Here is a 13,714-nt window from a genome sequence, read left to right on the forward strand (position 1 = left end):
TCAGACCCCCAACTCTTGACGCTGGCGCTTCAAGTGCTCCGGCATCTCTTTGTAAACGTCTTCGAACATGGTCGCGGCGCTTGGAATCTGGCCGCCGGCGAGGGTGCCGTACTGTTCGGCTTCTTTTTGCGCCTTGACCACTTCGGCTTCAAGTTCGGCACTGACCGCCGCGTGTTCCTCTTCGGACCACTGGCCAGTCTTGATCAGGTGCTGTTTGAGGCGCGCAATCGGGTCGCCCAACGGGAAGTGGCTCCAGTCATCGGCGGGGCGGTATTTGGAGGGATCATCCGACGTGGAGTGCGGGCCGGCGCGGTAGGTGACCCATTCGATCAGGGTCGGGCCGAGGTTGCGCCGCGCGCGTTCGGCGGCCCAGGCGGAAGCGGCGTACACCGCGATGAAGTCGTTGCCGTCCACGCGCAGCGAGGCGATGCCGCAACCGACGCCGCGTCCGGCGAAGGTGGTGGCTTCACCGCCAGCGATGGCCTGGAAGGTGGAGATGGCCCACTGGTTGTTGACCACGTTGAGAATCACCGGCGCGCGATAGACGTGGGCGAAGGTGAGGGCGGTGTGGAAGTCCGATTCGGCAGTGGCGCCGTCGCCGATCCAGGCCGAGGCGATCTTTGTATCGCCCTTGATCGCCGAGGCCATGCCCCAGCCCACGGCTTGTACGAATTGGGTGGCAAGGTTGCCGGAAATGGTGAAGAAGCCAGCGTCTTTCACCGAATACATGATCGGCAGTTGCCGGCCCTTGAGCGGGTCGTGCTCGTTGGACAGCAGTTGGCAGATCAGGTCCACCAGCGGCACGTCGCGGGCCATCAGGATGCTTTGCTGGCGATAGGTGGGGAAGCACATGTCGTCGATGTTCAGGGCCAGGGCCTGGGCGCTGCCGATGGCTTCTTCGCCGAGGCTCTGCATGTAGAACGACATTTTCTTCTGACGCTGGGCGACCACCATGCGGTTGTCGAAGATGCGCGTCTTGAGCATGGCGCGCATGCCCCGGCGCAGGATCTCGACAGGCACGTCTTCAGCCCACGGACCGAGGGCCTGGCCCTGGTCGTCGAGCACGCGGATCAGGCCCTTGGCCAAATCGGCGGTGTCGGCGGGTTCTACGTCGATGCTGGGTTTGCGCACCAGGCCGGCGTCGGTCAGACGCAGGTAGGTAAAGTCAGTCTTGCAGCCTGGGCGGCCCGAGGGTTCGGGAACGTGCAGGCGCAGTGGTGCATACGGCTGGTTCATGGCTTTCTACGCTCGATCTTGTGAATTTCTTGTAGTGGGCGCGCTAGCTGACCGTCATCCTCCGGGTAGGAGAAATCTTGTCCTACAACAATCATAGGCGGGGCGTAGAAGAATATTTATCTGTGTTTCGTTGCGCTCGGGCTCATTTGCGGATAAAAAAACTGCATAAACATAATAAACAGGTGATTTTGTCTCATGCGCAAACTGGACCGTACCGATATCGGCATTCTCAACGCCCTGCAGGAGAATGCGCGCATCACCAACGCCGACCTCGCCCGCTCGGTCAACCTGTCGCCTACGCCGTGTTTCAATCGGGTCAAGGCGATGGAGGAACTGGGCCTGATTCGCGACCAGGTAACCTTGCTCGATGCCGACCTGCTGGGGCTGCACGTCAACGTGTTTATCCATGTCAGCCTGGAAAAGCAGAACGAACTGGCCTTGCAGCAATTCGAAGGGGCGATTTCCGACCGGCCCGAGGTGATGGAGTGCTACTTGATGGCCGGCGACCCGGACTATTTGATCCGTGTGTTGGTGCCGACGATCCAGTCGCTGGAGCGTTTCATGATGGACTTTCTGACCAAAGTGCCAGGTGTTGCCAATATCCGCTCCAGCTTCGCTCTTAAACAAGTGCGCTATAAGACCGCGTTGCCACTGCCGCCGGATGGATTGATGGTCTGAGACAAGGTTCGCGGCGCAACGCAACTCATGCATTGCTCTTTATTGGCGCGCGCTTTTTAGTATTGACACCTGTCAATGTATGTTTTACCTGAGCGCTCTATTGTATCGGCTACGTTCCCCATTCAAGTGGCCGGACAAGTCATGGAGACTCAGCCGCCAAGGTGCCGTGTACCCTACGACTTTAATCTAACTTCGTATTCTAAATATTGCCGCCTGGGCCGATTGACTTCCAACGCGCTTTGGGCTTCAGGCTGGATGAGTTTTGTTGTTTAGCTAAGTAATTAAAAAGAACGGTTTTTTTTCTTGCATCATAAAAATTTCCTTGATCTCTCACGAATTTTTCACGCGTTATTAAACAAATTAGTTGCTATAAGCCACCTAACTAACAAGTCCACGTAAAAGGTGAATCGAGATGTCTATGAGATCCCTGAAATTGAATCTACGTACCACCCTTTGTTTCGGAGTGGTTTGCATTCTGCTGTTAATACAAGGGGGCATGACGCTGGTAAAAGTCGATTCCGTCTATTCTTCAACCGTTGAGATTGAAAACAACTGGCTGCCCAGTATTCGCCTGGCCGGAAGAATCGATTCAGCCCTGTTTAAGTTGCGTCTGGAGTTGCGCCGTTTTGCCATGGACAGTGCCCGGCAGGATCAAAGTTCACGGGATAGCCTTCAAAGTGTCCGATCGGAGTTGATGAAGATCGCCCAGAGCTACGCTTCCATGGTGTCGAGTCCCGAGGAACAGGCCAAATATGACGAAGTCATGAGCAGTATTGGCACTTACAACCAGAAGATCGACGAGTTTCTGACACTCTCTACCACAGGCTCCTCCGCGCAGATCGCCGCTTATCTGAGCGACGTGCAAGCCCCCGTCGCCCTCAAGGCGCAGGACTCGATCAACGACCTGATCACCCTGAACGGGCGCGGCTCCAATGAGGCGGTGCGGATCGCCTCCAGCGAATACAACGCGACTCGTCTGTTTACCTGGGTGCTGATGGGCGCTTCAGTGCTGTTGACCGTGGTCGTCGCGAGTCTGTTTACCCGCAGTATCATTACCCCAGTGCGTGAGTTGCTGGTGTCGACCTCCAAGATCGCCGACGGTGATCTGCGCGTGGCCATCGCCGTCAACGGCAAGGATGAGCTGACGGAGCTGCAACAATCGACTGCCGCGATGCAGATGAACCTCAAAACCACTTTGCAGCATATCTCCGAAGCCTCCGGGCAGTTGGCCTCGGCTGCCGAAGAGATGAGTTCGATTACCCGTGAGTCCAGCGCCGGTATCGAGCGCCAGAGCATGGAAACCGACCAGGCCGCCACGGCGGTCAATGAGATGACCGCGGCGGTGGAAGAAGTCGCGCGCAATGCCGTCTCGGCCTCCCAGTCGACCCAGGACTCCCAACGCTCGGCCCAAATCGGCCAGGAGCGTGTGACCCAGACCATCGCGTCGATTGAAAAACTCAGCGCCACCGTGCAGCAGACCGGTATGGAAGTCGAAGGCCTGGCCAAGCAGGCCCAGGACATCGCACGGGTGGTGGAAGTGATCCGCTCGATTGCCGAACAGACCAACCTGCTGGCGCTGAACGCCGCCATCGAAGCGGCGCGGGCTGGCGAGCAAGGCCGAGGGTTTGCGGTGGTGGCCGATGAAGTGCGGGCGCTGGCTCACCGGACCCAGACCTCGACCCAGGAAATCGAGCAGATGATCGCGAAGATCCAGGTCTGTTCCAACGAGGCGGTGTCGTCGATGACCATGAACCGCAGCGAAGCGGTGGACTCCCTGAAAATCGCCCACGAAGCAGGCCAGGCCATCACCCAGATCACCGAAGCGATTGCCGACATCAACGACCGGAACCAGTTGATCGCGACGGCCTCCGAAGAACAGGCGCATGTGGCGCGCTCCGTCGACCAGAACCTGATCAGCATTCGCGACCTGTCGATCCAGAGTTCGTCGGCCGCCGGGCAAACGTCGATTGCCAGCCACGAACTGTCGAAGCTGGCGATGGATCTCAAGCAGATTGTGGCGCAGTTCTCCATCGCGTGAACCCGCGACGCAGGTGGCCGGTTGAGCGCGTTCAGAGCTGATTGAGCGGGATCTTCAGGTACACCACCCCATTCTCTTCGGGCGGCGGCAGATTCCCCGCCCGCACATTCACCTGGATCGCCGGCAGCAGCAGTGTCGGCATCCCCAGCCCGGCATCGCGCTGGGTCCGCATCTGCACAAACGCCGCTTCATCCACCCCGTCATGCACATGGATATTGCCCGCGCGCTGCTCGGCCACGGTGGTCTGGCACCGGGCCTCACGGCCTTGTGGCGGGTAGTCGTGGCATACGTACAGTCGCGTCTGCGGCGGGAAGGCCAGGAGCTTGCGCATCGACGCATACAGCTGGTGTGCATCGCCACCGGGGAAGTCGCAGCGGGCGGTGCCGACGTCGGGCATGAACAGGGTGTCGCCGACCAGGATCAGTTGATCGTCGATCAGGTAGGCCATGTCCGCCGGGGTGTGGCCGGGCACGTGCAAGGCCTGGGCCTTCAAGTTGCCGATAGGGAAGATTTCATCCGGGGCAAACAGGTGGTCGAACTGCGAACCGTCGACGTGAAATTCCGGCTCCAGGTTGAACAGGTGCTTGAACACGTGCTGCACCTTGCTGATGGCCTGGCCAATGGCGATCTTGCCGCCCAACGTCCGGCGCAGGTAAGGCGCGGCGGACAGATGGTCGGCATGGGCGTGGGTTTCCAGCAGCCATTGCACCTGCAAGCGATGTTCGCGCACGTAGGCAATCACCTTGTCGGCCTGGCGTGTGTCGGTGCGCCCGGAGGCCGGGTCGTAATTGAGCACCGAGTCGACGATGGCGCAGGGGCCATCGTCGGCCTCATGCACCACATAGGTGTAGGTCGACGATGCCTCGTCCAGAAAAGCCTGAATCAACGCGGGCATGGGCGGCGGTCCTTGGTGGCGGGCTGCGGGTTACATTCGCGATGTGTCCCACATGGGCTTGGCAGATTAAGGGAAAAAAGCGCTGCGAGGCAAAGTGTCGACCTGTAACAGGACATGACGCGGTCTTTCGGCATGTTGTTCAGGGTCGGTCTTACACCCTAAGTGCCGCGTCTGTGAACGGGCCGGTCTTACACCGAATTTGCCGAGCCCCCGCTGCCCGTCCAAAGCACCCTGAAATTGGCGCCAAGGCAGCGTAGGCCGTGGCCTGGCAGCTTTCGATAATCGCCTCCGACATCATGTCCCCGTTGCGGAGCGCACCATGCATAACAATAAGAAACTCCCCCTGCGTCTGTTGCCTGTGTTTCTCGTCGGCCTGGGCCTGAGCCCGTTCGCCAGCGCCGAAATCATGCTGTACGACAAAGACGAAACCACCTTCTCCACCGATGGCTACATCAACGCCTTCTACGTCAACAGCAACGTAGACCGCGCCGGTGACCAATACGACCGCCGCCAGGCTCGGGTGAAGATGGGCTTTTTGCCCAACTACCTGGGCTTCAACATGACCAAGCAGGCCGACGACCTCAAGCTCGGCGCCCGTGCCTCGTTCTGGGTGACCATCAACGACAGCCAGACCAACGGCACCGACACTGCCATCGATGTGCGCCAGTTCTACGGCACCGTAGCCAATCCGGAGTGGGGCGAAGTGCTGATCGGCAAGGACTTCGGCCTGTTCGCCCGCTCCAACATCCTGCTCGACGAATTGCTCGCGGGCTACGGCCAGGTCAGCGACAGCCTCGGCCTGGTCGACGGCGGCGGGGTTTCGTTCGGCAATATCGGCAGCGGCTATCCATACCCGTTCCCGACCTCGCAGATCACCTACCGCACCCCGGTGATGGACGGCCTGCGTGTTGCCGTCGGCATCCTCGACCCGGTCGATACCAACGACAGCAGCCCCCAAGGCAAGGCCTACCAGAAAAACCCGCGTACCGAGAGCGAGATCACCTACCAGTTCGACCTGGGCGGGGCGAAGATCTACAGCTGGCTCAACGGCAGCTACCAGACCTCGGACAACACCGATTCCAATGTCGACAGCGTCACCTCCAAAGGCGTGGGCTACGGCGTACAGGCGAAAATGGGCGGCCTGTCCCTGACCGGCTCGGGCTTCCAGGCCAAGGGCATCAACCCGTTCTTCACCAACAATGCCGGCGAAGCGACCCTGCGCAATGTCGACAGCAACGGCTACCTGCTGCAAGGCTCCTACAAGCTGGGCAAGAACCGCCTGGCGCTGTCGTATGGCAAGACCAAGGACGACGGCAACGGCGTGGTGGGCAGCGGCGCCGACTATGACACCCGTGGCATTGCGCTGTTTCACGACGTGAACGACAACCTGAAGCTGGTCGCTGAATACAACCAGTTCCAGATCAAGGGGCATGACACCAGCGCACAAAATGAAGACACCGACACCTTCGCCGTCGGTGCCGTGCTCACCTGGTAAGACCTGACTGCCCTGGTCTTTAAGTGGTACGCGGTCAAAATGTGGGAGGGGGCTTGCCCCCGATAGCGGTGGTTCAGTTGGCTCATTTGTAGCTGATCCACCGCCATCGGGAGCAAGCTCCCTCCCACCTTTGATCACCTGCACCTCGAGCGTCTCATCCCATCGCATCCCCCCACCCAGTACCCAAGTAGCATAGGTTCCGCCCCCCCAGCCTTCGTACACTCATGCCTCAGAGCGGAGAGTCGACGATGCACAACCATGAAGGCGTAGTCAGTGCCATGTCTCTGGCCACCGATGCCGGGCAGGCCGCCGAAGAATTGGCCGAGCAACTGCTGCATCCGTACCTGGGCTTCGTGCTGTTTTTCTGCTCGGCTTCCTACGACCTGCAGGCGCTCGGCCAAGCCCTGCAACGTTGTTTCGGCAATGTGCGCCTCGTCGGTTGCACCAGCGCCGGCGAGATCACACCCCAAGGCTACGGGCGCAATTGCGTGACGGCGATGGGCTTTAACCACGCGCATTTTTCGATTGCCACCGAACTGATCGACCAGGTGGAACACTTCAGCCTGATCGACGCCCAGCACATGGTCGAACGCCTGGTGGGCGGCTGTCGCAGCAACACCCTGGCGCCGATCAAGGGCAACACTTTCGCCCTGACCTTGCTCGACGGGCTGTCCAGCCGTGAAGAAATGGTGCTCGCGGCCCTCAGCGCGGCGCTCGGCGATATCCCGCATTTCGGCGGTTCGGCCGGCGACGACAACTACCTCACGCACACCCACGTGTATTTCAACGGCGCGTTCCACAGCGGCGCGGCCGTGGTGGTGCTGGTCAATACCTGGCTGGACTTCGAGGTGTTCACCACCCACCACATTCTGCCGCGTGCGGAAAAACTCGTGGTGACCGGCGCCGACAGCCCGTCGCGGCGAGTGTTCGAGCTCAACGCCGAGCCCGCCGCGGAGGAGTACGCGCGGCACATCGGCGTGGCCGTGGCCGACCTCGACCACCGCGTCTTCGCCGCGCACCCGCTGGCGGTACGTATCCACGACCAGTACTACGTCAGGGCGATCCAGCAGGTGCATGACGACCTGAGCCTGAGTTTCTACTGCGCCGTGGAAAACGGCATCGTCCTCACGGTGATGACACCCGGGCCGATCCTGCCGAACCTGGTAACCCTGTTCGACGGCCTGCAATCGCGCCTCGGCGAGCTGCTGCTGACCATTGGCTGCGACTGCTTCCTGCGCCGCCTGGAGCTGGAAGACAGCGGCACCCTGGAGCAGATCGGCGGCTTCCTGCGCGACCAGCGGGTGATGGGGTTCAACACCTACGGAGAACAGTTCAATGGCATGCATATCAACCAGACCTTCACCGGCGTCGCCATTGCCCGAGGGCGAGCCCCAGGATCGCAATGAACTGTTGGCCGAGTTGGCGCGGCTACGCCTGGACAACTACAAGCTGACGCGGATCAACGCGGCGCTGATCGAGCGCATCGAGTCCGGGGTGACCCAGGGCAACGACCCCTACACCACGTTCCAGCACTCGGTGGTGCTCGCCGAACAAGTGCGCGAGCGCACCGACGCGCTGAACCAGGCGATGGCCGAACTGCGCGCCAGCAACCACTTGCTGATCAACGCCCGCCTGCGCGCCGAAACCCTGCGCCGCGAGCAGGCCGCGGCGCAAAAGGCGCAGGAGAGCGAGCGCTGGATTCGCCTGATCACCGACCATGTGCCGGCGCTGATCGGCTACCTGAATGCCGACCTGGTGTATGAGTTCACCAACAAGGTCTATGAAGAATGGTACTGCTGGCCGCGGGGCATGATGCTCGGCCAGAGCCTGCGCGAAGTCCACAGCGAACAACACTGTCAGCGCCTGGATGCCTACGTCTCGCGGGCGCTGGCGGGGGAGAGCGTGACCTTCGAATTCGCCGAAACCAACATCAACAACCAGGAGCGCTACATGCTGCGCTCCTACGTGCCCAACCGCCTGGCCAGTGGCGAAGTGGTGGGGATCTTTGTGCTGATCCGCGACATCACCGAGCGCCGGCGCACCGCCGAAGCCTTGCACCAGGCCTATCAGAACCTGGAGCTGCGCGTCGCCCAGCGCACCTCGGAACTGACCTCGCTGAACGACCAGTTGCTGCGCGAAATCGACGAGCGCCGCCGCGTGGAATCGCGCCTGCGCGAAGCCAAGCTCGAAGCCGAGCAGGCCAACCTGTCAAAAACCAAATTCCTCGCCGCCGTCAGCCACGACCTGTTGCAACCGCTGAACGCCGCGCGCCTGTTCACCGGCGCCTTGCTTGAACGCCGCGAACCCCAGGCCAATGAAACCCTGGTGCGCAACGTGAGCAACTCGCTGGAAGACGTGGAAAACCTGTTGGGCACCCTGGTTGATATTTCCAAGCTGGATGCTGGGGTGATCAAAGCCGATATCGCCCCGTTCGCCCTCAGCGAGCTGCTCGACAACCTCGCCGTCGAATTCACCCAACTGGCGCGCAGCGAAGGCCTGGAGTTGCACTTCGTCGGCTGCTCGGCGCTGGTGCGCAGCGATATCCAGCTGCTGGCGCGGATTCTGCGCAACCTGCTGAGCAATGCGATTCGCTACACCTACTCGGGGCGCGTGGTGCTGGGCTGCCGCCGCCAGCACCAGCGCTTGTCGATCCAGGTCTGGGACAGCGGCATGGGCATTGCCGAAGATCGCCTGGAGGAAATTTTCCAGGAGTTCAAACGCGGCGATGTGCAGCGGCGCGACCAGGATCGCGGGTTGGGCCTGGGCCTGGCCATCGTGGAAAAAATCGCCGGCATCCTCGGCCATCGCATCACCGTCAAGTCGTGGCCGGGCAAGGGCTCGATGTTCGCGGTGGACGTGCCCTTGAGCGCCACCGCGCCCAAATCGCTGCCGCAGCCGTCCATGAGCGAACCGATGCTGGAGCGCCTGCAAGGCGCGCGGGTGTGGGTGCTGGATAACGACGCAGCGATCTGCGCCGGAATGCGGACCTTGCTGGAGGGGTGGGGCTGCCGGGTGGTCACCGCGTTATCGGAACAAGACCTGGCGCGGCAGGTGGACAACTACCACGCCGAGGCCGACCTGCTGATCGCCGATTACCACCTGGACGATGAGCAGAACGGCGTCGACGCCGTGGCACGCATCAACGCCCGGCGCGCCAGCCCGATCCCGGCCATGATGATCACCGCCAATTACAGCAACGAACTGAAGCTGCAGATCCGCGAACTGGGGCACACCTTAATGCACAAGCCGGTGCGGCCGATGAAGCTCAAGACCGCGATGAGCCACCTCTTAGGCAAATGACCACCGAACGCTCCTCAAACAGCGATCAAACAGAGATCCAGAGAACAAATGGAGAACCAGAGATCAAATGGAGATCCAATGTGGGAGGGGGCTTGCCCCCGATAGCTGACTGTCAGTCACTGCACCTATAACTGATCCACCGTTATCGGGGGCAAGCCCCCTCCCACACAAGCCCCACACAAACCCCACACAAACCCCATCCCACAAGGGTTCTATGCGCTTTCCGAAAGATCAGCGACGCAGATAAGAACCAAAATCAATATCCCCCGCGCTCAAGATCGCCTGCACCCGATTATGCACATTCAACTTGCGCAAAATCGCCGACACATGGGCCTTCACCGTGGTCTCGGCGATCTCCAGGGTGTAGGCAATCTGCTTGTTCGACTCGCCCTTGGTCATCCGCTCCAGCACCAGCAACTGCTTGCGGGTCAACGCCTGCAGCAATTCCGGAGCGAAGCCCGGGTTTTCGTTCAGGCGCCGGTGGGTGCCGGGTTTCTGGGTGCGGATGATGTCCGGCGGCAGGTACACATTGCCGTTGAGAATCTGCTGGATCGCCTCGGTCATTTGCTGGCGCGGCGACGACTTGGTGATAAAACCGACGGCGCCATAGGTGATGGCCTGCAGCACGATTTGCTTGTCTTGCTCGGCGGACACGATCACCACCGGGATGGTCGGCGATTCGTTGCGCAGGTTGATCAGGCCATTGAGACCGTGCATGCCGGGCATGTTCAGGTCGAGCAGGATCAGATCGAGGTCGTCGTGTTCCTGGGTCAGCGCCAGGGCGCTGTCCAGGTCGGCGGTCTCCATCACTTCGCTGCCGGGGAAACCATCGCTGATGACGTTATGAATCGCTTCGCGAAACAGTGGGTGATCATCGGCAATCAGGATTTTGTACATGGCCGTTCACCTTTCTTATTGTGGTTATTCAAATGGCTCGGGTTGCGCCACCGACACCGGCAGCTTCGCCGCTTCCCAGGCATCCAGGCCATCGCGATACCAATACACAGAGGTATAGCCCAGGTTGGCCGCACGTTTTACCGCGTTCCAACTCAGCCAGCAATCGGAGCGGCAATAGAAGACCAATGGTCGTGCCAGGTTGCCGCCGCTGTAGGTGTACAGGTGGCGCACGAAATAGCTTTGCCACTCCGGCGTGAGGTCGCCGTCGCCGGTGTTGGCCAGCCAACGGCTGCCGGGCAGGTTGGCGTGGGGCTGGTCTTCGATGAAGCGGCCTTGCAGCCACTGGCGGCGATACGTATCGATCAGCACCGGGGCTGGGGTTTGGGTCAGCAGGGCTTGCAGGGCAGGGGTGTCGATGATCGTCGCGCCCTGCACATGATCGGGCGTGGGGCTGCGATACAGGCTGATGCGATAGCCGTCGGCGGAAAATAATGCGGTATCGGCCTGTACGTTGGCGGCAAACAGGCACAGCAGCGCCAACAAGGGCAGTCGGGCAGGCAGCATGGCAGGGCGATCCTTATCATTATGCGCCCATTACACGTGAGTCCCGAGCCCTTGGGAATGCGACGATAGACAGGAAAACCAGTACTAAAGTAGTAGTTTTTGCCGCCCTCAGCCTTTTTTGCGCAACGCTGCATGCTGGGGGTTGAAGGTCAACACCGCCAACACCGCGAACAATACGGTCAAGCCCAGGCACACCGCGAGGGCCAGGCCGGCGAAGCGTTCATACAGGGCAAAGCGCACCAGCTCGACGGCGTGGGTGAAGGGGTTGATTGCGCACAGCCAATACAACCACTCGCTGGAGTCGCGCATCTTCCACAACGGGTACAGCGCCGACGATATGAAAAACAGCGGGAAGATCACGAAATTCATCACCCCGGCAAAGTTCTCCAGTTGACGGATCGCGTTCGACAGCAGCAAACCCAGCGCGCTCAGCATCAAGGCCACCAGCAGCAAGGCCGGCAGGGCGATCAACAGCCCCATGACAGGCGGTTGCACGCCGTAGACCCAGGCGATCGCCAGGAACCCGTACACCTGCAACAGTGAAATCAGCGCGGTGGCGAGCAACTTGCTGCACAGCAAAAACGTGCGCGGCAGCGGGCTGGTCAGCAGCACGCGCATGCTGCCCATCTCGCGGTCGTAGACCATCGACAGCGACCCCTGCATGCCGTTGAACAGCAGGATCATGCAAGCCAGCCCCGGGATGATGTAGACCTCATAGGGAATGTAGGTGTCGTAGGGTTCGATCACCGAGATACCCAGCGCGGCGCGGAACCCGGCGGCGAACACCAGCAGCCACAACAGCGGGCGCACCAGGGCGCTGAGAAACCGCGTGCGCTGCAATACAAAGCGCAGCCACTCGCGCAGCACGATGCCGCGCAAGCATTGCCAGTAAGCGTTCATGCCGGGGCTCCCGTCGTTGTGGGGCGGGTCAGGCGCGCAAAGACGCTGCCGAGGTCGCCACCCTGTTCGAGGATCAGCGCATCGACCTGCCCGCTGGCCACCAAGCGGCCCTGGTGCAGGATCATCAACGCATCGTCGGGTTGCACTTCATCGAGCAGGTGGGTGGTCCACAGCACGCTGATGCCTTGCTCAAGGCACAGGTTGCGCACGTGCTGGTTCAGCGCCAGGCGGCTGGCGGGGTCGAGGCCGACGCTGGCTTCATCCAGCAGCAGCAAGCGCGGTTCATGCAACAACGCCCGGGCGATTTCCACGCGGCGCCGGTGCCCGCCGTTGAGCTCGCGGACTTTTTCGCGGCGCCGCTCGGTGAGGGCCTGGCGCGCCAGCTCGGCGGCGACGCGCACGTCGGTCTGGCGCCGCGACAAACCGTGCAGCGCGGCGTGATAACGCAGGTTCTGTTCGACGCTCAAGTCCAGGTCCAGGGTGCTTTGCTGGAACACCACCCCCAGTTGCGTGAGGGCTGCGCGCGGTGCATCGCGCAGGGAGTGGCCGCCGACGCGGATGTCGCCGCTTTGCAGGTCGTACAAGCGCGTGAGCAGGGCGATCAAGGTCGACTTGCCGGCGCCGTTGGGCCCCAGCAACGCGGCGAACCGCCCCGGTGCCAGGCTGAAACTCACCTCGTGCAAGGCCTGGCGCGCGCCATAGGCGAAGCTCAGGTCGCGCACCTCCAGGGCGTTCATGGCGTGACCACCACGCCCCATGGATAACGCCCGACCTTCACCGACTTGAGCACCTTGAGGCTGTCCACATCGATCACCGACACGTCGCCGCTGACGCCATTGGTGGCCAGCAACTGTTTTTCGTCCGGGGTAAATGCCATCTGCCACACGCGGCGGCCTACCAGCAGGTAGTCGAGGATCTCGAAGGTCTTGGCGTCGATCACTGCCACATGGTTGGCCGGGCCCAGGGCGACAAAGGCGTACTTGCCGTCGGAACTGAGCTTGATCCCCACCGGCTGCACCTTGTCCGGGTGGACGCCCTTGATCTTGAACGTCAGGGTTTTGAGGATCGCGCGGCTGGCCACATCGAGAATGGTCACGGTGCCGCCGATCTCCGCCGAGGCCCACAGCTGCGAGCCATCGTGGTTGAACTCGACGAAGCGCGGGCGCTGGTCCACCAGGGTGCTGTCGACCAGGGTCTGGGTGCTGGTGTCGATCCAGTGCAGCATGTTCGTGGTTTCGCTGGTGTTCACCGCCCACTTGCCGTCCGGGCTCACGGCCATGCCTTCGGGCTCTACGCCGACGTTGATCTGGCCGAGCACCTTGGAGGTCTCGGTGTCGATCACCGTGACCAGTGCATCGTCTTCGTTGGACACATACAGCCAGCGGTCATTGGGGTGCAGGGCGAACTGCTCGGGGTCTTTGCCGGAGGGCAGCTCCTTGATGATCTTGCGCGTGGCCACGTCCATCACCTGCACGCGGTCCGAGTCGCTGGCGCAGATGTACAGCAGCTTTTTGTCATGGGACAGCAGCAGGCCCCGCGGGCGCTGGCCGACCTTGAGCGTGTCGGTGACTTGCAGGGTCTGCATGTCGATCAGGCTGAGGGTGTTGTCTTTCTCGTTGGAGACCCAGGCGGTGCTGGCCACGGCGTGCCCGGCGGCAAGCAGCAGGGCGCATGAGAGCAGGGTGCGGCGCATGGCGGATTCCTTATTATT

At 61.4% G+C, this 13,714-nt stretch carries 12 protein-coding genes; 5 read left to right on the top strand and 7 right to left on the bottom strand.

The features are described from left to right. Complete coding sequence (locus C8K66_RS12965; RefSeq protein ID WP_046487271.1) at positions 1–1,236, bottom strand: 3-methyl-2-oxobutanoate dehydrogenase (2-methylpropanoyl-transferring) subunit alpha; 1,236 nt, start codon at positions 1,234–1,236, stop codon at positions 1–3. Positions 1,237–1,431: 195 nt separating this feature from the next. Between C8K66_RS12965 and C8K66_RS12970 the strand changes: the two genes are divergently transcribed. Both C8K66_RS12970 and C8K66_RS12975 read left to right on the top strand, forming a co-directional pair. Next, positions 1,432–1,914: an Lrp/AsnC family transcriptional regulator gene (locus tag C8K66_RS12970; RefSeq protein ID WP_017847498.1), complete on the top strand. Its 483-nt coding sequence runs from the start codon at positions 1,432–1,434 to the stop codon at positions 1,912–1,914. Positions 1,915–2,332: 418 nt separating this feature from the next. Then, on the top strand, positions 2,333–3,952 hold the full coding sequence (locus C8K66_RS12975; protein ID WP_371928139.1) for a methyl-accepting chemotaxis protein: 1,620 nt from the start codon (positions 2,333–2,335) through the stop codon (positions 3,950–3,952). A gap of 31 nt (positions 3,953–3,983) precedes the next feature. On the opposite strand, the gene C8K66_RS12980 is transcribed toward C8K66_RS12975, so the two are convergent. Beyond that, positions 3,984–4,847: an MBL fold metallo-hydrolase gene (locus tag C8K66_RS12980; RefSeq protein ID WP_079444260.1), complete on the bottom strand. Its 864-nt coding sequence runs from the start codon at positions 4,845–4,847 to the stop codon at positions 3,984–3,986. 319 nt (positions 4,848–5,166) lie between these two features. Here C8K66_RS12980 and C8K66_RS12985 point away from each other — a divergent pair, with 319 nt between their 5' ends. The 3 genes from C8K66_RS12985 to C8K66_RS12995 all read left to right on the top strand — a co-directional run bounded on the left by C8K66_RS12985 (position 5,167) and on the right by C8K66_RS12995 (position 9,642). After that, a complete protein-coding gene (locus C8K66_RS12985) occupies positions 5,167–6,342 on the top strand; it encodes a porin (protein WP_017847495.1) in 1,176 nt (391 codons plus the stop codon). A 248-nt stretch (positions 6,343–6,590) separates the two neighbouring features. Continuing rightward, on the top strand, positions 6,591–7,748 hold the full coding sequence (gene nosP, locus C8K66_RS12990) for a nitric oxide-sensing protein NosP (protein WP_046382808.1): 1,158 nt from the start codon (positions 6,591–6,593) through the stop codon (positions 7,746–7,748). Then, positions 7,678–9,642 (top strand): PAS domain-containing hybrid sensor histidine kinase/response regulator, encoded by a 1,965-nt coding sequence (locus C8K66_RS12995; RefSeq protein ID WP_079444258.1) that lies wholly within the window; start codon positions 7,678–7,680, stop codon positions 9,640–9,642. The genes nosP and C8K66_RS12995 overlap by 71 nt, the downstream gene beginning before the upstream one ends. A gap of 231 nt (positions 9,643–9,873) precedes the next feature. On the opposite strand, the gene C8K66_RS13000 is transcribed toward C8K66_RS12995, so the two are convergent. From C8K66_RS13000 to C8K66_RS13020, 5 genes are all read right to left on the bottom strand, one after another. After that, the gene (locus C8K66_RS13000; RefSeq protein WP_017847492.1) at positions 9,874–10,539 is read right to left on the bottom strand and encodes a response regulator transcription factor; all 666 of its coding nucleotides are present in this window, start codon (positions 10,537–10,539) and stop codon (positions 9,874–9,876) included. Between the two features lie 24 nt (positions 10,540–10,563). Beyond that, positions 10,564–11,103, bottom strand: a complete 540-nt coding sequence (locus C8K66_RS13005; RefSeq protein WP_046382809.1) for a PQQ-dependent catabolism-associated CXXCW motif protein — start codon at positions 11,101–11,103, stop codon at positions 10,564–10,566. A 108-nt stretch (positions 11,104–11,211) separates the two neighbouring features. After that, positions 11,212–12,003, bottom strand: coding sequence for an ABC transporter permease (locus tag C8K66_RS13010; RefSeq protein WP_057005597.1), 792 nt, complete (start codon positions 12,001–12,003; stop codon positions 11,212–11,214). Beyond that, entirely contained in the window at positions 12,000–12,740 is a 741-nt protein-coding gene (locus tag C8K66_RS13015) for an ABC transporter ATP-binding protein (protein WP_017847489.1), read from the bottom strand. The genes C8K66_RS13010 and C8K66_RS13015 overlap by 4 nt, the downstream gene beginning before the upstream one ends. Next, a complete protein-coding gene (locus C8K66_RS13020) occupies positions 12,737–13,696 on the bottom strand; it encodes a YVTN family beta-propeller repeat protein (RefSeq protein ID WP_017847488.1) in 960 nt (319 codons plus the stop codon). Before C8K66_RS13020 ends, C8K66_RS13015 begins: the two co-directional genes overlap by 4 nt. Positions 13,697–13,714 lie beyond the last annotated feature (18 nt).

Origin of the sequence: Pseudomonas sp. GV105 (genome assembly GCF_003058185.1) — a bacterium.
Lineage (GTDB): Bacteria > Pseudomonadota > Gammaproteobacteria > Pseudomonadales > Pseudomonadaceae > Aquipseudomonas > Aquipseudomonas veronii.